Annotated in this window: 11 protein-coding genes; 7 read left to right on the plus strand and 4 right to left on the minus strand. The window is 65.0% G+C overall.

The window, feature by feature from the left end:
• The coding region (locus VGG51_02805; GenBank protein HEY1881955.1) for a hypothetical protein at positions 1-413 on the minus strand (413 nt) is incomplete at its 3' end.
• 156 nt (positions 414-569) lie between these two features.
• Here VGG51_02805 and VGG51_02810 point away from each other — a divergent pair.
• The 3 genes from VGG51_02810 (at position 570) to VGG51_02820 (ending at position 3,816) form a co-directional block, all read left to right on the plus strand.
• The gene (locus VGG51_02810; GenBank protein HEY1881956.1) at positions 570-1,721 is read left to right on the plus strand and encodes a hypothetical protein; all 1,152 of its coding nucleotides are present in this window, start codon (positions 570-572) and stop codon (positions 1,719-1,721) included.
• A 42-nt stretch (positions 1,722-1,763) separates the two neighbouring features.
• A complete protein-coding gene (locus VGG51_02815; GenBank protein HEY1881957.1) occupies positions 1,764-2,321 on the plus strand; it encodes a hypothetical protein in 558 nt (185 codons plus the stop codon).
• A gap of 73 nt (positions 2,322-2,394) precedes the next feature.
• A complete protein-coding gene (locus tag VGG51_02820; GenBank protein ID HEY1881958.1) occupies positions 2,395-3,816 on the plus strand; it encodes an alkaline phosphatase family protein in 1,422 nt (473 codons plus the stop codon).
• Positions 3,817-4,017: 201 nt separating this feature from the next.
• On the opposite strand, the gene pbpC is transcribed toward VGG51_02820, so the two are convergent.
• A complete protein-coding gene (gene pbpC / locus VGG51_02825; protein ID HEY1881959.1) occupies positions 4,018-6,207 on the minus strand; it encodes a penicillin-binding protein 1C in 2,190 nt (729 codons plus the stop codon).
• A gap of 25 nt (positions 6,208-6,232) precedes the next feature.
• Between pbpC and VGG51_02830 the strand changes: the two genes are divergently transcribed.
• Positions 6,233-11,881 (plus strand): Ig-like domain-containing protein, encoded by a 5,649-nt coding sequence (locus VGG51_02830; protein ID HEY1881960.1) that lies wholly within the window; start codon positions 6,233-6,235, stop codon positions 11,879-11,881.
• 79 nt (positions 11,882-11,960) lie between these two features.
• Here the strand turns inward: VGG51_02830 and VGG51_02835 are convergent, their stop codons facing one another.
• The gene (locus VGG51_02835) at positions 11,961-12,269 is read right to left on the minus strand and encodes a hypothetical protein (GenBank protein ID HEY1881961.1); all 309 of its coding nucleotides are present in this window, start codon (positions 12,267-12,269) and stop codon (positions 11,961-11,963) included.
• 231 nt (positions 12,270-12,500) lie between these two features.
• Here VGG51_02835 and VGG51_02840 point away from each other — a divergent pair, with 231 nt between their 5' ends.
• Genes VGG51_02840 through VGG51_02850 form a run of 3 tightly spaced genes read left to right on the plus strand, consistent with a single transcriptional unit; the run spans position 12,501 to position 17,657 of the window.
• A complete protein-coding gene (locus VGG51_02840; GenBank protein HEY1881962.1) occupies positions 12,501-14,324 on the plus strand; it encodes an acyl-CoA dehydrogenase in 1,824 nt (607 codons plus the stop codon).
• Positions 14,324-16,477, plus strand: a complete 2,154-nt coding sequence (locus tag VGG51_02845; GenBank protein HEY1881963.1) for a 3-hydroxyacyl-CoA dehydrogenase NAD-binding domain-containing protein — start codon at positions 14,324-14,326, stop codon at positions 16,475-16,477. Before VGG51_02840 ends, VGG51_02845 begins: the two co-directional genes overlap by 1 nt.
• Entirely contained in the window at positions 16,470-17,657 is a 1,188-nt protein-coding gene (locus tag VGG51_02850; protein HEY1881964.1) for an acetyl-CoA C-acyltransferase, read from the plus strand. Before VGG51_02845 ends, VGG51_02850 begins: the two co-directional genes overlap by 8 nt.
• Positions 17,658-17,660: 3 nt before the next feature.
• On the opposite strand, the gene VGG51_02855 is transcribed toward VGG51_02850, so the two are convergent.
• Complete coding sequence (locus VGG51_02855) at positions 17,661-17,942, minus strand: high-potential iron-sulfur protein (GenBank protein HEY1881965.1); 282 nt, start codon at positions 17,940-17,942, stop codon at positions 17,661-17,663.
• Positions 17,943-18,066 lie beyond the last annotated feature (124 nt).

Raw genomic sequence — 18,066 nt, forward strand, 5'->3', positions numbered from 1 at the left:
GCGTAGGGAGTGACGAAAGCGTGCGCGTTGGCGAAGAGGGCGCGGACCTGCGGATCGATGCCGCTGCGATATACCCCGCCGCCGAGCGCGCAGTCGAGTGCGTGCCCGAACTCGTGCGCGACCGTCATCGGACTGCGCGAACGTAAGTATAGGGCGCGTTCCTCGACGACAAAGAGGCCGGCGGGAGGAGCCGGCCAGGCATCGACGTCGATCCCCAAACGCCCGAGCGCGGCCGAGGCTTCGCGATAGATCTCACCCGGCCGCAGCAGCAGAATACGAATACCTCGCCGGGCGGCATAAGCAAGCGCACCCTGCCCGAAGAGCAGGAGCGTCGCCACCACGACCGGCTCCGCGGGGCGGCGACGGACGTTTTCAAAGAGCCGGCGCGCGGTAACGACGGGATCCTTCTGCACCCGGCCATCGTTGCGCGCGAGCGTTGCGTCGCGGTTGCCGGAAGGTTTTCAGAATTTCTTCATATTCGCCCCCTAGGTTGGGGGCCGGAGCAAAAACAACTCGAAGATTCGCCAACGAATGGGAGCGCAATGAATCAACGTCGTAGACGCTTTCCGTTGCTACAACTCGTCGCCGTCGCAGTTCTTCTCTCTGGCTGCGACGGCGGCGTTTCGGAGTCTGCGGCGCTTTCGCCGCAGGCGCGAACCGCCGCAAAGCACTCGCTCGGATTGGGCGCCGTCTTGACCTCACGCGGGGGGCAAATCTACGGCTTCGACATCAACCAGAACGGCAGCGACGGGGTGCTGGCCACGGCACTCAACGTCGAGACCTTCGATCAGAGCAGCGGAACGATCGACAAGGTCTTTCCGAAGAAGAATCCGCCCGGAACGTCGTACGTCGCCATCAACATCTCCGCCGGCGACGTCGGCTTGATCAATCGCCAGGTCGTCCCCAAGGGAAAGATCTACGCGAAACGCTTTTACAACGTAATGGATCCGGTAACGTCGGGCAAGTTCACGGGTAAATGGACGCCGCCGGTCAGGGACTTCCAGGTAGAAACGGCGGGGCCGAATCAGAGCGCGGCGAACACGAACACCGCGATCTTCGGGATCGAGCTCAAGAACCAAGACGTGCCGGATCTCTTCTCATCGAACGTCGCCAAGAACACGTTCGGTAAAGTCATCCACCTCGATCCGAATACCTTTGGAGTTGGAAACGTGCCGCAAGTCGCGCAGGACACAGCGACGAACCACGCGGTGATCGCGGTCTCGCCCGACGGCGGCCGAGTCGGCGGTGCGCCGCCGATCAACGTGCTCGTCAGTCTCAAGACCGGCAAACAGACTCAGTTCGACGGCTTCAACAACGGCTACTACGGCGCGGGCTACGTCAATGGCTTAGCCGTCGATTCGGCGACGGGCATCGCGGCGACGACGACGGAACTCAACGCCCAAGTCGAGTTCTACAACCTCGCCAAGCGCAATGGCGTCTACGCGCAGCTGCCGTGCACGGGCGACACGTCGCAGACCAATAGCGGCGCCGGTATTGCGAGCGACTCCGCCAACGGCCTCTTTCTGGTCACCGATCCGACCTACTGCGACGGCAGTCAAGGCAGCGCGATCGTCGTCTACGACGAAAGCGGGACCCTGGTCGAAACGATAACGGGGTTTAAGTTTGCGATCGGCGAGCCCGCGCCGGTCATCAACCCCTCCCAGCGCATGGGCTGGGCCTTTGGCCCTAGTTTTGACCAGCTGCAGCAGTTCTTTTATTAAGGAAAAGCGAACGGCCCATCCCTCACTTGCAATCTGGGAGGAATGACCATGTTGCGCTACACGCTTACGGCGACCGCTCTCGCGGCGGCGCTTCTCGCAGGCTTCGCGGCGGCCAACGCTGCCGGCGCTCCGATCTCGGATTCGGATTATATCGCTCAAATAGCACCGGCCGCGCCGGCTGCGGTGGTGAAGGGCGCAACGATCGTCAAAATGGGCGACAACGGCGCGATGCGGACGCTTCAAACTGGGAGCAACGGCTTCACGTGCATGCTCCTGGGCCCGCAAGAGCCGATGTGCGCCGATAACAACGCGATGGCCTGGATGAAAGCGATCTTGACGCACGGGACGCCGCCCGCGACGACCGGTTTCGTGTACATGCTCGCCGGCGACGAAGGCGCGAGCAACTCCGATCCATACGCGCGAGCGCAGACCGCCGACAATCACTGGGTGAAGACCGGACCGCACGTGATGCTCCTCGGCCCCTCGGTGAAAGGCATGGGTTATCCCATGGGTCTCGATCCCGATCCGACCAAGCCGTATGTGATGTGGCCCGATTCACCGTATGCGCACTTGATGATCCCGGTGAGCGTTAGTCCGTGAGCGGGCGCACGCTCGCGCCACGATAGCAGCGCCATAGGAGTCCGAGCGGCCGCGTTGGAAAGTGGCGCTTGTTATGGCTAGGCTCGGTCTGCTTCTGGCGTCGTTAGGACTCCTTTTCACAACGGCGTGCTCCTCGGTCAGCAGCGGTTCGACGTTTACTGCACCCGCGGGCGCAGTGCCGCGCGTTCGGCATGCAAGCCGTTCCGCAAGCCAGTATCTTTCGCACGTCATCGTGATCGTTCAGGAGAACCGCAGCTTCGAGAATTTCTTCGCCGGCTATCCTGGCGCGAACGCGCCGATGAGCGGATGCGGCCTCCCCGTGGGTTCGCTGCGCCCATCGGTCTCCGGGCGGGTACGGCGCGCGGGCAGCGACTCGCGGTGCCCCCCGGGCGACATGAGCATTACGCTGAAGCCGATTAGCTTCGACGGGCCGGTTCTCCAGCACAACTGGCGCTCCTCGAAGGAAGAATACGATAAGGGCAAGTTGGACGGTTTTTCAAAGTACGGCAAGCCCGGCGAGTACGAGGCCTACGAGTACGTCGAGAGATCGCTGGTAAAGCCGTACTGGACGATGGCCAATCAGTACGTGCTCGCCGATGCGATGTTCCCCACCGAATGGGGCGGGAGCTTCACCGGTCACCTGACCCTGGTAGCGGGCAACGACCGAATCAAGGGACAACCCACCCAATCCGAAGTCGATTTTCCCAACGGCCTGCACGACGACTGCGACTCGCCGGTCGGAACGCGAAGCTCCTACGTCACCGCGGACGAGCAGGAACACTTTTATCAGGGGCCGTTTCCGTGCTTCGATCAATTCAACTCGATGGCTAACGTCCTCGATACCGCGCGGATCCCGTGGAAGATCTATGCGAGCAAGCTCGTCGGCGCCGGAATGTGGGAGCCGTTCGAAGGATTCAAATACACGCGCTACGGTCCGGACTGGCGCACGGACGTCATCGCTCCGCAGACGAGGGTTCTCAGCGATGCCGCGAAGGGAAATCTAGCCTCGGTAGACTGGGTGACCCCGAGCAAGAAAGACTCCGACCACCCGGGCGACCATAGCGACCTTGGGCCCTCCTGGGTCTCCTCCGTTGTGAATGCGGTCGGGCAGAGTTCCTATTGGAACACGAGCGCGATCATCGTCGTTTGGGACGACTGGGGCGGCTGGTTCGACAACGCTAGCCCGCCGCAGCTCGATTATCGTGGGCTCGGCTTTCGTATTCCGTGCTTGATCATTTCGCCGTACGCAAAACACGGCTACGTCGACGACACTCAATACGAGTTCGGCAGCATCCTGCGGTTTATCGAGGAGGTCTACCAGCTCCCGACGATCGGGCCGGCCTCTGAGCTTTACACCGACGCTCGCGCGACGGGCCTCGACAACGCCTTCGACTTTACGCAAAAGCCGCGCCCCTTCGCAAAGATTAAGGCGAAGTATCCCTTGGCGCACTTCTTGCACGAGCCGCCTTCGAACGAGCCGGTCGACACGGAGTAGGGAAAACCAAAACTCCGTCCGGACCCAATCCCAACTCGGACACATTCGTCGGGCCACATCCGTGTGGCCCTCCTATCGACTGCCTCGCGCCTTCCGCATCCTGCTCCGGCGCTCGGTCAGACGGTCCTCGTTTGGGATTGGGCCCGGACGGAGTTTTGTTTTTGAATCCGGAGAGCTTGGTTGGAAGATAGCGGCGGGAGTTTAGCGGGTGAAGCCGGGGCGCGGGGGCGTTGGGGGGATGACGCGGATTGTGACGCTGGTGTTGCGTTTGCCATCGTGGGCTTCGATTCGCCAGGCGCCCAGGCGCAGCGGCCAAAAAGCATCGCCGTTGGCGTCGAGCGCCAGCGGTTTGCCGTCCACGGTCCAACGCACTTTTCCCAGCGAACCGATTGCGTGCAGCGCGATCTGCTGGGAACGCTGTTGGAGCGCGTTACTTGCGGCGTTGAGTACGAAGGTGTCGCCGTCGCTGGGGAACGCAATGCGCAGCGCGATCGGTTCGCTGCGCGGACGCAGTGAGGCGATGTCCTGCGGTTTGACCCACTCTTGAACGGTCGCGGGGCACGGTTGCCGGCGCGAGGGAGTTCGGCCGGTCGTCGCGCAGATCGGGATGCGTACGTATCCGCGCGGCGTTGTAAAGGGCGGCGGCTCGGCGCTGCGCTCGTAGAGATGCAGCATGATGCGATTCCAGAGCGGCCCGGCGCCGGTGACGCCCGAGACGCCGCGCATCGCGCTGCCGTCGAAGTTGCCGACCCAGACGCCGACCGTGTAATCGCGGGTGAAGCCGACGGTCCACGTATCGTGGAAATCCGACGAGGTGCCGGTCTTTACCGCGGCCGGGAACGGCATCTCGAGCACCGAGTGCAGGCCGAACGAGTGCGAGCGCGCGTGCGGGTCGGCGAGAATGTCGGTCACCAGCTCCCACTTCGGCGCCTCACCCACCTGACGATCGAGGCCGCTGTCGTCCGCGAGATGCAACGCTAGGAAGTCGCCTTCGCGCGCCATCGTTACGTAGGCCTGTACGAGTTCCCAGAGGCTAACCTCACCGCTCCCCAGCGTCAGCCCCAGACCATAGTACGACGCGGGGCGATCGAGGTGGACGAAACCCAGCTCGTGGAGGCGGTCGAGCAGATTGGCGACGCCGAGATCGGAGAGGACGCGCACGGCCGGCACGTTCAGCGAGTTCGCCAGCGCGTAGCGAACGCGCACGGGGCCGCTGAAGCGGCCGCTGTAGTCGGCCGGCTGATAGAGTCTGCCGCCGGGAATCGCGTAGGCCGCGGGAATGTCGGGAAGGATCGTCGTCGAGCGAATCGTTTCGCGTTCGAGTGCGAGCTCGTAGGTGAAGGGCTTGAGCGAGGAGCCCGCCTGACGCAGCGCCTGCACGCCGTCGTTGCGTCCCAGCGCCGCATCAGAAAAATAATCCGGCGAGCCGACGTAGGCGAGCACATCGCCCGTTCGATTATCGGCGACCAGCGCAGCGGCGTCGCTGACGTGATAGCGAGCCAGCGCGGCGATGACGTCTTGGGTTTGTGCCTGGACGAAGCGCTGCAGCGAGCGATCGAGCGTCGTGCGCTCGCGGCCGCCGGCCCCCGAGCCGCTGCGGTAGAGATCGAAGAGTGCGTGCGGCGCGTCGGCGATTCCCGAATCGTGCCGGCGAACGTCGAGCGTCTCGGCGAAGGCCCGATCGGCCGTCGTGCGATCGATGCTTCCGAGCGCGACCATCCGGTCGAGCACGTATCGCTGGCGCCTGCGCAGCGCGTGCCAGTTCGAATCGGGTGCGAGACGAGAGGGATCGTTGGGAATCGCCGCGAGCAGCGAGGCTTGCGCGAGATCGAGATCCGAAGCGGGCTCGCCGAAGTAGGTGCGGGCGGCCGCCTCGACGCCATAGAGATTTCCGCCCATCGGCGCGCGGTTGACGTAGGCCTCGAGCACCGCCGCTTTGCTCGAGCCGATCTCGATGCGTTCCGCGGTAGCGATCTGCGCCAGCTTATCCTTCATCTGGGCGAGCGCGCCGCCGCGAGGCGTCGAGGGATAGAGCAGGCGCGCGAGCTGCATCTCGATGGTCGAGCCGCCGCTGCGCGCCTCGCCGAAGATCGCGTACTCGCGCGCGGCGCGCAGCAGCGCGAAGAGATCGACGCCGCCGTGCTGCCGGAAACGCGCGTCTTCGGCAGCGACGATCGCTTCCTGGAACTGCGGCGAGACGGCGTCGAGCGGCACGCCGACCGTGTGCGTCGAGTCGCCGCCCAGAATCGTTCCGAGCGGGATGCCGCTGCGGTCGGTGTAGGTAACCGATCCGCGCGTCAGGTGGATCTTCGCTACGTCGATGCCGGAGCGCGCGAGCGCCACAATCGCAGGGAGGGCCGCAAGCGCGAGCAGGGGAGCAAAGAGTTTCATCGGCTGGAGATGAAAAGAGGCATGCGTGCGTCTGCTGTATTCGATGCTCGTCGTCGCGGCCATCGTCGCGGTGGCATCCTGCAACGGCCAGGGCGGCCCGGCGAAGCTCGCGCCGGTCGCCGCGGCGCCCACGCCCTCGCTGCCGCCCTGGATCGCCTCGATCTCCCCAACCCGGACGGCGCAGACGCTGGCGCAAGTGCGCGTGATCTTCGCGAAGCCGGTCGCTGCAGTAGCGGCCCTCTCGGGCGACGGTGCGCGCAGCGTCCTCGATCGCGTCGCCGTCGAGCCGCCGCTCGCGGGACACTTTACGCTGCTCACGCCGCGCATGATCGGCTTCGTCGCCGACCGCGCGCTGCCGATCGGCGCGCGGGTCCGCATCACGCTGCGGGCGGGGCTGCGCGATCTCGACGGCGACTCGCTGCCAAGCGATCTGGCCTGGAGCTTCGAAACCGAATCGCTCGCTTTTCGCGCCCTGCCGCAGATTTCCGGCGGGGACGACGAGTCGACGGCACCACCGGTCGACGTGCGGCCAACGCTCGACGTCACCGCCAATGCGGCCGTCGACCCGAGCTCGCTGGCCTCGCACGCGACGCTTTCCAACGGCGGCGACAGCGTGCCCCTTTCGGCGACGCTCAAGGCAACGCCGACGCCGTATCCCGGTAGCGGCGCGCAAGAGCTCTTCGATCCTTCGCTGAGTTCTTGGACCTACGAGCTGAAGCCGGCCCACGAGTTGCGCAAGGGAACGAAGTACACCCTGAACATCGCGCCCGGCGTCGAGCCGGCATACGGCAACGTCCCGTCGATCAAGGCTTTCAGCGGCGCGGTGCAAACCTACGACACGCTCGCCATCGTGCCGACGCCGGTGCCAAGCCCCAACAGCGGCGGCCGCTTCGCCGCCGGCGACCCGGCGATTGCCTTCAGTAATCCGCTGGATGCCGGCTCGATCGCCAATGCGGTGACGATCTCGCCTGCGCCGGCTTCGGTGCAGAACCTTTACAGCGTCGCCGATCAGTCGAATACGATCGCGATCGATCCCTACGCGCTCGATCCGGACAAAACGTACGTCGCCACGATTGCCCCGACCGTTAAAGACGTTTTCGGGCAGACGCTCGGCGCGGAGCAGAGGGTGACGATTCACACCTCCGACTTCGCGGCGGGGGCCTGGGCGCCGACCGGAACCAACGTCATTCCCGCCGGCGCGCCGGTCGCGTTGAACTTCTATGCCACCAATCTCCCCGGCGGCAAGTACTCCATGCAGTACGCGCGCGTGAAGCCCACGCAGCTTTTGGGCAACACGGATGCCCTCTCGATCCTTCCTTCGTGGAAGAGCTGGCCAAGCGTGACGCTCAAAGGCGCGAGCCGCAACGCGCAGAGCATCGTGCGCGTGCCGCTGCAATCGCGGATCGGCCGGTACGGCGCGCTCGCGTACGGCTTTCGCACCGGCCTCGACAGCAGCGATTCTTCGCCTTCGCTCACCGGCATCGCGCAGCTGACCAACCTCGGCGTCTTCTCGCAGTGGTTCCCGGCGCACGGCATCGTGCTCGTCGCGCATCTCAGCGACGGCGCACCGGCGCGCGGCGCGAACGTCACCGTCTACCGTCTCGCCGACTCGGCGAAGGTCCCGCCGGCGCAGTGCGCGACCGGTACGACCAACGCCGCCGGCGAGGCCGACTTTGGCGGCGTCGACGTCGAGCGCTGCTCGGCGCTGGCCTCGTCGAGTCAGGGGCCAAATCTCGGGGTCGTCGTTAGCGAAGGGACCGACGTCGCGACGGTGACGACCTGGAACTACAGCGGTTTCGCGCGCTTCGATATCTACGGATCGTGGACGAGCGGGGCGCCGCTCTCGCGCGGAACGATCTTTACCGACCGGCAGATGTATCAGCCGGGCGAGCGCGCGCAGATCACGGGGATCGCCTACTATGTCAAGGGCGATCGCGTCGTACCGGACGCGAATGCCGACTATAACGTGACGCTTAGCGATCCGAGCAACGCCGCGACGAAGCTCGGCAGGCGGCGCACCGATTCGCTCGGCGTCTTCTCGATGACGGTTCCGTTCTCGAATCAGCAAGCGCTCGGGTACTACACGATCGCGGCCAAGGGGACGAGCGGCAACGAGATCGACGGCTCGCTGCGCGTCGCGCAGTTCAAGCCCCCGAACTTCAGCGTTACGGTGAAGCTCGCGGGAACGTCGGCGACGGCGGGTTCGAGCCTGCAGGCCGACGTCTCGGCCAACTACCTCTTCGGCGCGCCGCTGCAGGGCGGTAAGGCGCACGCGTACGTCACGCGTGAGGTTGCAGCCGTGCAGCCCAAGGGCTGGGACGATTTCTCGTTCGGGCCGCAATGGTTCTATCCCGAACAGACTCCCGAATTTACGACCGACGTGCTGCAGCGCGATCTGCCGCTCGACGAGAAGGGCGATGCCTCGCTCGACGTCGCGGTGCCCGGCGACCTCCCGTTTCCGATGACGTATCACGTCGATATGGAGACGACCGACGTCTCGAACCTCTCGGTGAGCGATTCGCAGAGTTTTCTCGCGCTGCCGGCGGATGCGGTGATCGGCTTGGCCTCCGATTCGGTCGGCAAAGCCGGAACCGCGATGCCGATTCGCGTGCTCGTAACCAGCGCCGACGGCAAGGCGATCGCGGGACGCGCCGTCCATCTCGAGCTGCAGAAGATGACGTACACCTCGGCGACGCAAGAAGAAGAAGGCGGCGAGAACGCGGATCAGTCGATCAAATACACGACCGTTTCGACGGCCGACGTCACCTCCGCCGACAAGGCCGTAACCGCGCCGCTCACGCCGAATGACGTCGGGCCGTACCGCGTCAACGCGACCTTCGCACAGGCGCGCAACGATAAACAGCGCGCCGCGAGCGCGACGCAGATCCAGGTCTTTGCATTCGGCGCCGGTGAGGCCGATTGGGGATTGCAAGATGCCAACGCCGTGGCGATTAAGCTCGATAAGAAGCAGTACGCGATCGGCGATACCGCCAACGCCTTGATCGCCTCGCCGTACGATCGCGCCGACGTTTACGTTGCGGTCGTGCGCAACGACGCGATCTACCGGACGACCCTACACGGCGTGAGCGGCACGGTACGTTTCCCGTTCAAGGTGACGCGGGCGATGATGCCCAACGCGGCGCTGCAGGCAGTGGTCGTGCGGCGCGGCGGGCCGGTCGGCGCGTCGCCGAAGCAGCCGACGCTCTCGCTGACCGGAATGACCGCCTTCAACGTCGACCTCTCGGGGCAGTACGTGAAGCTTGCGATCGCTCCGCGCAACGCAACCGTGCAGCCGGGAAGCGCCCAGAGCGTCGACTTCACGCTGCGGAATGCAAACGGATCGCCGGCGCACGGCGAGATCGTTGCGATGGTCGTCAACGACGCGATCCTGCAGCTCTCGGGGTATCGTCTGCCCGACCTCGTGCAGACGGTCTTCGCGCAGCAGCCGATCTCGACGATCTTCTCCGATAATCGCGAGAACGTCATGCTCAAGACGCAGACGCCTGCGGTCGAGAAGGGATTCGGCTACGGCGGCGGCTTCCTGGCCGGCGCGGCAGGTACGCGCGTCCGCGCGAACTTCCAGCCGATGCCGTACTACGGCGTCCTCACGCTCGACGCGACCGGCCGCGCGCAGGCGAACTTCACGATGCCCGACGACCTCACAACCTGGCGGGTCATGGCGGTCGCGCTAGACAGCGATGCCTCGCACTTCGCAACCGGCGACAAGACGTTCGTATCCTCGCAGCCGCTGATCGCGAATCCCTTGCTGCCGCAGTTTGCGCGTCCGGGCGATCGCTTCGACCTCGGCGTTTCGGTTGCTAATCAAACCGGGGCGGACGGCGCGCTCGATCTATTGCTGCGGCTGAGCGGCGCACTGGCGTTCGCGCAGGGCGATCCGCATACGCGCAAAGCGTCGGAGAGCGCGCAGACGGGGATGCAGGCGTTTCGCTTCCCGGTCGCCGTCGGGACGCCGGCGCCGACCTTGGTGCAGGCTTCGGGTACGCTCGGCAGCCACAGCGACGCGTTCAAGGTTCCGTTTACCGCAAGCCAACGCGCGGTCACCGATTCGGTGATCGAGAGCGGCGTCAGCACCGGGAGCACCTCGATTCCGGTCGACCTGCGCGCCGGCGGTTCGATCGAGCTGACGCTGGCGAATTCGATCGTGCCGCAGTTCGCCGTCCCGTCGGCGCGCGAGCTCGAGGGCGACGCGCTGCCGCTGGCCGACGAATCGGCCTCACGCCTCGTCGTTGCGAGCGCGCTTGCACGGCTGCGCGGACCGTACGCGCTCAAGCTGAACTTCGATCCCGCGCAAGCGGCGACGGAGAACCTCCGCGCGCTCCTCTCGTACCAGCGCGGCGACGGGGGATTCGGTGAGGTTGCGGAGGCAAAGGAGAGCGACCCGTTCATCACGTCCGCCGCGCTTGGCGCGCTGCTCTTCGCCCGCGCGCACGGCGTGAAGGTCGACGGCGGCGCGATCGCGCAAGCGTCGAACTTCATGTCGCAGGCGCTCGCCAATCCCGGGCGTTTCAAGTGGTGCGGCGACGCGCTCTGCAAGGCGCAGCTGCGCTTCGAAGCGCTCTGGACGCTCGCGCAGAACGGCAAACCGCGAACCGATTTCCTTTCCGATATCGTCGCACAGTCGAACGGCTTCGACAGCGCCACGCAGATCCGCGTTGCGCGCTACCTGCTGCGCGCGCCGGGCTGGCAGAGCAAAGGCGCGGCGATGGCCGATCGCTTGACGCAGACGCTCTACATGACGGGGCGCTACGTGACCGCGAATCTCTCGAATCGCTGGAGCTGGCTCGGCTCGCTCGTCGACGCCCAGTCGCAGATGCTGCAGCTGCTGATCGAGCGGCGCGCGCCGGCCGAACAGACCGCCGGCGCAGTGCGCGCATTGGTCGCGCAGCAGTGCCGTTGCGGCTGGCCGACGGCCGACGATACGGCGTCGGCGCTAACCGCACTCTCGGCGTACGCGGCGACCGAGAAGCTAACGCCGGGCACGGCGACCGCGACGGTCAACGGCCATCAGATCGCGCACGCGCAGTTCGGCACGACGGCGTCCTCGCAGAACTTCACCGTGGACGCGTCGTCGCTGCAGGCCGCGTCGGCGATCGTGGTGACCTCGTCGCTTAACGGGCGCGTGCACTACACGCTGCTCTACACCTATCCGATCGCACCCGACGCGCCCGGCGAGCTGGCCGCCTTCCGCGTGATCCGCACGATCAACGATCCGACGGCTGCCGGCGCGGCTTCGACCGCTGCACCGCTGGCGACGATCGATCTCGCCGCACCGGCGCAGCCGCTCGACGTCGCGGCCGGCCGCGTCTTCGATATCGGCGTGCGGACGATCGTCGATCATCCCATCGACCGGCTCGTCATCGACGATCCGCTGCCGGCGGCCTTTGAAGCCGTCGATACGTCGTTCCGCACGACGCTTCAAGCGATCGTTCCGCAAAGCGACAGCTGGCAGATGGATGCGACGCAGATCTACAGCGACCGTGTCGTCGCCTACGCGCAGCACCTCGATCCCGGCGTCTACGACGTGCACTACCTGGTGCGTTCGGTAACCCCGGGCACCTTCGCATGGCCCGGCGCGCGCGCCTACTTACAGAATGCGCCCGAGCAATTCGGGCGAAGCGCGAGCACGAAGCTCGAGGTGAAGCCGTCGAACTAGGGCTCGAGTGAAGCGGTGCCACCCCGATCCTTCGACGGGCTCAGGATGACACCGGCAGGCTCAGGATGACAAGGCTATTTTACGGGCAGACGAATTTCGCCATCGCGCTGCCGGAGATGCTGATCGTTTTGTTCGTGCTGTTGACCCAGTAGATGTACGTGTTGCTGCCGCTGGGTCCCGTTTGCGTGACGTCGATCGTGAGCGGCGTTCCGCCGTTGGTCTTATTCCAGAAATTGGAGTAGAAGCACCCGTTCTGGTGCACCGTTTTTGATGCGCAGATGTCGCCCGGCTTACACGTTGAGTCGGGTGAGATGGCTCGTGCGGTGATCGTGCCTTCGGCGGGCGACATTTGAGCGCGCGGCGCCATCGCCGGATTAAGGGTCACCACGGATAGCAGAATGGACGTAAGGAACATCGGTTTTTATGATCTCCTCGGAGACGACGGTGAGGTATGATGTTGTAACGTAGTACGGCTAGCATATCCAAAGTTGTTACTGCTAGTCGCAAGCAGGCGGAGTCTTTTTCACAATTTCTAATGCCCCGTTGAGGCCCCAAGAGGGCGCAACTCGCCGCCTCCCGTATGTATTATTTTTAATATATAGCCGAAGAAGGGACCACGATGAGCACCTACCGAGCTCCCCTGCGCGATATGCAGTTCGCCCTCCGCGAGTTGGCCGGCATCCAGGAGGTAGCCGCCCTGCCGGGCTGCGAGGAGAGCCTCGACGTCCTCGATTCCGTGCTCGAGGAAGCCGCCGCTTTTGCTTCGGGCGTGCTGGACCCGCTGAACCGGACGGGCGATAAGGAGGGCTGCACCTGGAAAGACGGCGAGGTCACGACCCCTTCCGGTTTCAAGGAGGCCTACCGCCAGTTCGCCGACGCGGGCTGGATCGGGCTGCCGGTCCCGCCTGAGTACGGGGGGCAGGGGCTGCCGCAGATTCTGCTCGGCCCGACGCTCGAGATGTGGAACGCGGCAAACATCGGTTTTGCCAACGGCCCGCTGCTCAATCAGGGCGCGATCGAGGCAATCGAGCTGGTCGGCTCCGACGAGCAGAAGAAGGGTTACATCCCCAACCTCGTCTCGGGCAAGTGGACGGGGACGATGTGCCTGACCGAGCCGCAGGCCGGCTCCGACCTCGCGCAGGTGCGCACCCGTGCGGTGCCTGAGGGCGACCACTATCTGCTCTCTGGTACGAAGATCTTCATAACCTTTGGCGAGCACGACATGGCCGATAACATCATTCATCTCGTCCTCGCGCGGCTTCCCGATGCGCCCGAAGGAACCAAAGGCATCTCGCTCTTCATCGTGCCCAAGTTCCTCGTGAACGACGACGGCACGCTCGGCGCGCGCAACGATGTCGTCTGCGCGAGCATCGAGCACAAGCTCGGCATCAACGGTAATCCGACGTGCACGCTCAACTACGGCGAAAAAGGAAAAGGCGCCGTCGGTTATTTGGTCGGCGAGCCGAACCGCGGCCTCGAGTACATGTTCATCATGATGAACGCGGCGCGCTTCTCCGTCGGCGTGCAGGGCATCGCGCTCGCGGACCGGGCGTACCAAAGTTCCCTCGCCTACGCGCTCGAGCGCGTACAGGGGCGCGACCTCAAACCCGGCTCGCGCGCTCCGGAAGTGATCTTCAAACACCCCGACGTGCGGCGCATGCTGATGCTGCAGAAGGCAACGATCGAAGCGATGCGCGGCCTCGCGTATGTGACCGCCGCGTCGCTCGACTACGCGCTGCGCCATCCCGATGAAAAGGTGCGCAAAGAGCACAAAGCGTTCGTCGAGCTGATGATCCCGGTCGTCAAAGGCTGGTGTACCGAAAACGCCGTCGACCTCTGCTCGGTCGCGCTGCAGGTCTTCGGCGGTATGGGCTACATCGAGGAGACCGGCATCGCCCAGCAATATCGCGACGTCCGCATCATCACGATCTACGAAGGAACGACCGGCATCCAGTCGCTCGACCTCATCGGGCGTAAGCTCTTGCGCGATATGGGCGCGACGGCGCGAACCGTCGGCAAGCGGATGGAGGCGGTCGCCAAAGAGTGCGCCGGCCACTCCGACAAGAGCGTGAAGCGGATCGGTGAGTCGCTCGGCGCGGGCCTGAAGGTACTCAACGAAACCTCGCAATGGATCGGCATGAACGCGATGGGCGACTTGCATAAAGCCTTCGCGTGCTCGGTTCCGTACCTGCGTCTATGGGGAACCGTCGCGGGCGGATGGCAGATGGCGCGCGCCGCGCAGATCGCGGCGGCGAAGATCGCGGCCGGCGATCCGGAGGCCGAGTTCTACCGCGCGAAGCTCGCGACCGCATCGTTTTACGCTTCGCACGTGCTCTCGCAGTGCGCTTGGTATCAGCGGCAGATCGTCGATGGATCGGGCGACGTGATGGCGCTGGACGAAACGCAGTTCGAGCACGACCGTAAGGCGACCGTCGGCGTCTGATGATTCCGCAAGATCCTTCGACCGGCTGGGGGCAAGCCGTCCGCGTCATCACCCTCGACAACCCGCCGGTCAACGCGCTTTCCTTCGCGTACTGCGCGAAGCTGCGCGAGGAGATCGCCGCCGCGCAGCGCGACGAGGCCGTCGGCGTGGTGATCGTGACCGGCGCGAACGGCCTCTTTAGCGGGGGCGCCGACGTCAACGATTTCAACCGGGAGATCCCGCCGGACGCGGTGACGATTCGCGACGTCATTGCCGATATCGAGCTCAGCGACAAAATCTTCGTCGCCGCAATCGATGGGACGTGCTTGGGGGGCGGCCTCGAGCTCGCGCTCACCTGCGACTATCGCGTGGCGACGGAGCGTTCGAAGCTCGGTCTGCCGGAGATCAAGCTCGGCCTATTGCCCGGCGCCGGTGCGACGCAGCGGCTCACCCGCCTCATCGGCGCACGAGCGGCGCTCGAGTTCATGCTCAAGGGCTCCTCGGCGACGGCGCAACGCGCGCTCGAGCTCGGCGTTTTAGACGAGGTCGTTGAGAGCGACGCCGTCGCCCGCGCCGAAGCGCTCGCGAAGAGCCGCGCCGTCAAGCGGCGCGCCTCGGCGCTGACGCCGACGATTGCGCCCGACGTGCCGGCGCAAGCGGGGCCGTTTGTCGTCGCGCAGGCACACAAGATGGTGCCGCCGGAAAACGACGGCGGCTACGCCGCACACAAACTCATCGACGCGGTGCAGGCGGCGGTCGAGCTGCCGTTTGCGTTCGGGCTTGCGCGTGAGGCGCGGCTCTTCGACGAGCTCGTACGTTCCGCGCCGTCGGCGGCGCTGCGCCACGTCTTTTTCGCGGAGCGGGAGCTCGACAAGATTCCCCCCTTCGACAAGCTCAGGATGACAGACGACAAGGTCGGGACAGCGCCGGAGGTGGAGAAAGTTGGCGTCGTTGGTGCCGGGACGATGGGCAGCGGCATCGCGATCGCTTTCGCGCAGGCCGGCTTTCCGGTCGTGGTGGTCGACAACAACGACGAAGCCGTCGACAAGGCGCGCCAGACCGTCATGGGCATGTTCATGTATCAGGTGCAGAAGGGGCGGCTGACGCAAGAGGAAGCGTGGGAGCGCGCGCAGGCAATTACCTTCACCGAAGACTGGAGCGCGCTCGCCGACTGCGATCTCGTCGTTGAAGCGGTCTTCGAGAATCTCGAGGTCAAACGCGAGGTCTTCGCCAGGCTCGACGGCATCGTCAAGCCCGAAGGATTGCTCGCGAGCAATACCTCGACGCTCGACATCGATGCGCTGGCTGCCGCGACAAAGCGTCCGGAGCAGGTCTTCGGACTGCACTTCTTCGTGCCCGCGAACATCATGCCGCTGCTCGAGATCGTGCGCGGCAAGGAGTCGTCGGCGCAGAGCTTGGCGACCGGGTTCGCGATCGGCAAGAGGCTTCGCAAGAAGGCCGTGCTCTCCGGCAATGCCTTCGGCTTCATCAGCAACCGGATGGTCTTCGACTACGTGCGCGAGGCCTACGCGCTCGCCGAAGCGGGCAACACCCCCTCCCGGATCGATGCCGTGATGAAGGCGTTTGGTTTTCCGATGGGGCCGTTTGCGATGAGCGATCTCTCCGGGCTCGATATCGGCCTGAACGTGCAGAAGCTGCAAGGTGCGGCCGCGCAGGGGCGCACGAACGTGCTCGAACGGCTCGTCGAACGCCAGCGGCTCGGGCAGAAAGCGATGGCCGGCTTCTACAAATACGATAAAGCGGTCGGCAAGGGCCGCGAGCCGATTCGCGATCCGGAAGTTGAAGCACTGTTCGCGGAGGCGGCGCGCGAAGCCGGCATCGAGCCGCGGGAGGCAGGCGACGCCGAGATTCGCGATCGTTTGGTCTATGCGCTGGTCAATCGCGGTGCGTATCTGCTCGAAGAGGGCATCGCGCTGCGGCCGGGCGACATCGATATCGTCTACATCTACGGCTACGGCTTTCCGCCGCATCACGGGGGACCGATGTGGCACGCCGGCGAGGTAGGCGTCGCGCGGGTCTACGAGCGTATCAAAGAGTTCGAAGCGGCCTTTGGGCCGCAGTGGAAGCCGTCGGCGCTGCTCGCGCGCGTGGCGATGAGCGGCGGCACGTTCGCCCAAGCGCAAGGCGCGCAAGCGGAGGCCGTTCATGCGTGAAGCGGCGATCGTTTCGGCGGCGCGCACGCCGATCGGCCGCGCCTTTCGGGGCGCCTTCAATCAAACGCCGGGCGCGACGATGGCGGGGCACGCCGTCAAGCACGCGCTGGAGCGCGCGGCGGTGGCGCCGCACGAAGTGCAGGACGTCATCATGGGCTGCGGCCTCCCGGAAGGCGCAACCGGCAACAACATCGGCCGCACGGCGGCGCTGCGCGCCGGCTGTCCGGTAACGGTTCCCGGCCAGACGGTCAGCCGCTACTGCGCCTCGGGGCTCGATGCGATCGCGGGCGCGGCCAAACGCGTGATCGCCGATGGCGCCGGGATCGTCGTCGCAGGCGGCGTCGAGTCGATCAGCATGGTGCAGAACGAGCTCAACCTGCATTTCTTCGCCGAGGATTGGCTGCTGCGCCACGTTCCGGATATCTACATGCCGATGCTCTACACGGCCGACAATGTCGCGAAGAAATACGGCATTTCGCGCACGGGCCAAGACGAATACGCACTGCAGAGCCAAGAGCGTACGGCCGCCGCGCAAGCCGCGGGGCGTTTCGACGCGGAGATCGTCCCGTTGCCGTCGTGGAAGTACGAACAAGATAAGGAGAGCGGCGCCGTTCGTGAGGAGCGCGTCGAGCTGCGCAAAGATGAAGGGAATCGGCCTGATACGACGCTTGAAGGGCTCGCCTCGCTGCGCGGCGCGGTACCGGGCGTCACGGACACGACGATTACGGCCGGCAATTCGTCGCAGTTTTCCGACGGCGCCGCGGCGGTCGTTGTTATGGACGCGGAACTTGCGAAAGAGCGCGGGTTGGCGCCGTTAGGGTTTTACCGCGGCTACGTCGTGGCCGGCTGCGATCCGGGCGAGATGGGAATCGCGCCGGTTTTCGCCGTTCCGATGCTGCTCAAGCAGCATGGACTTTCGGTCGGCGATATCGGGCTGTGGGAACTGAACGAGGCCTTCGCGGTGCAGACGGTCTACTGTCGCGACACGCTGGGCTTGCCCAACGACCGCTTCAACGTCGACGGCGGCGCGATCTCGATCGGCCACCCCTACGGGATGAGCGGCGCACGGATGACGATGCACGCGTTGATCGAAGGCAAACGCCGCGGCGAAAAGTATGCCGTCATCACGATGTGCATCGGGGGCGGCATGGGCGCCGCGGCGCTCTTCGAGATCGCTTGAGGGTTAGGTCTTCTTGCTCCAGGCGATGCACCAGCCGTTGGGGCTGATCGTGCCGTCCACGACTTTACACGTGCCGTCTGCCGTGGCCGACTTGCCTGGAACGAACTGGCTGCACCCCGAACACTTTTGCCCATTCTTGGGCGTCTTCTGATACTTGAACTGCGCCTGCGAGCCTTTGGCTTGCGCAGGACTCGTTTGAGTGAGGAACAGTCCGGCGAGGGCCGGTAGAACGATTACGCCCGAAAGGAAGTTACGTCGCGAAAGTTCGCGTTCCGAGTCTTGCATTTTCAGAATCCACCTCCGCCGTACCACTTAGCGGCAGGCACGCCGTCCCCTCTCACTCGAGCTTAATGCTACACTAATCGCGAATCGATGACGTCAATACCTGGATTCGGCTTCAATGAGGGTG

This window comes from Candidatus Cybelea sp., assembly GCA_036489315.1.
Taxonomy (GTDB): domain Bacteria; phylum Vulcanimicrobiota; class Vulcanimicrobiia; order Vulcanimicrobiales; family Vulcanimicrobiaceae; genus Cybelea.

Excerpts from the sequence above, each read along its gene's own strand:
- VGG51_02850 (HEY1881964.1), top strand. The coding sequence starts at position 16,470 with ATGCGTGAAGCGGCGATCGTTTCGGCGGCGCGCACGCCGATCGGCCGC.
- VGG51_02815 (HEY1881957.1), top strand. The coding sequence starts at position 1,764 with ATGACCATGTTGCGCTACACGCTTACGGCGACCGCTCTCGCGGCGGCG.
- pbpC (HEY1881959.1), bottom strand. The coding sequence starts at position 6,207 with ATGAAACTCTTTGCTCCCCTGCTCGCGCTTGCGGCCCTCCCTGCGATT.
- VGG51_02840 (HEY1881962.1), top strand. The coding sequence starts at position 12,501 with ATGAGCACCTACCGAGCTCCCCTGCGCGATATGCAGTTCGCCCTCCGC.
- VGG51_02820 (HEY1881958.1), top strand. The coding sequence starts at position 2,395 with ATGGCTAGGCTCGGTCTGCTTCTGGCGTCGTTAGGACTCCTTTTCACA.
- VGG51_02855 (HEY1881965.1), bottom strand. The coding sequence starts at position 17,942 with ATGCAAGACTCGGAACGCGAACTTTCGCGACGTAACTTCCTTTCGGGC.
- VGG51_02845 (HEY1881963.1), top strand. The coding sequence starts at position 14,324 with ATGATTCCGCAAGATCCTTCGACCGGCTGGGGGCAAGCCGTCCGCGTC.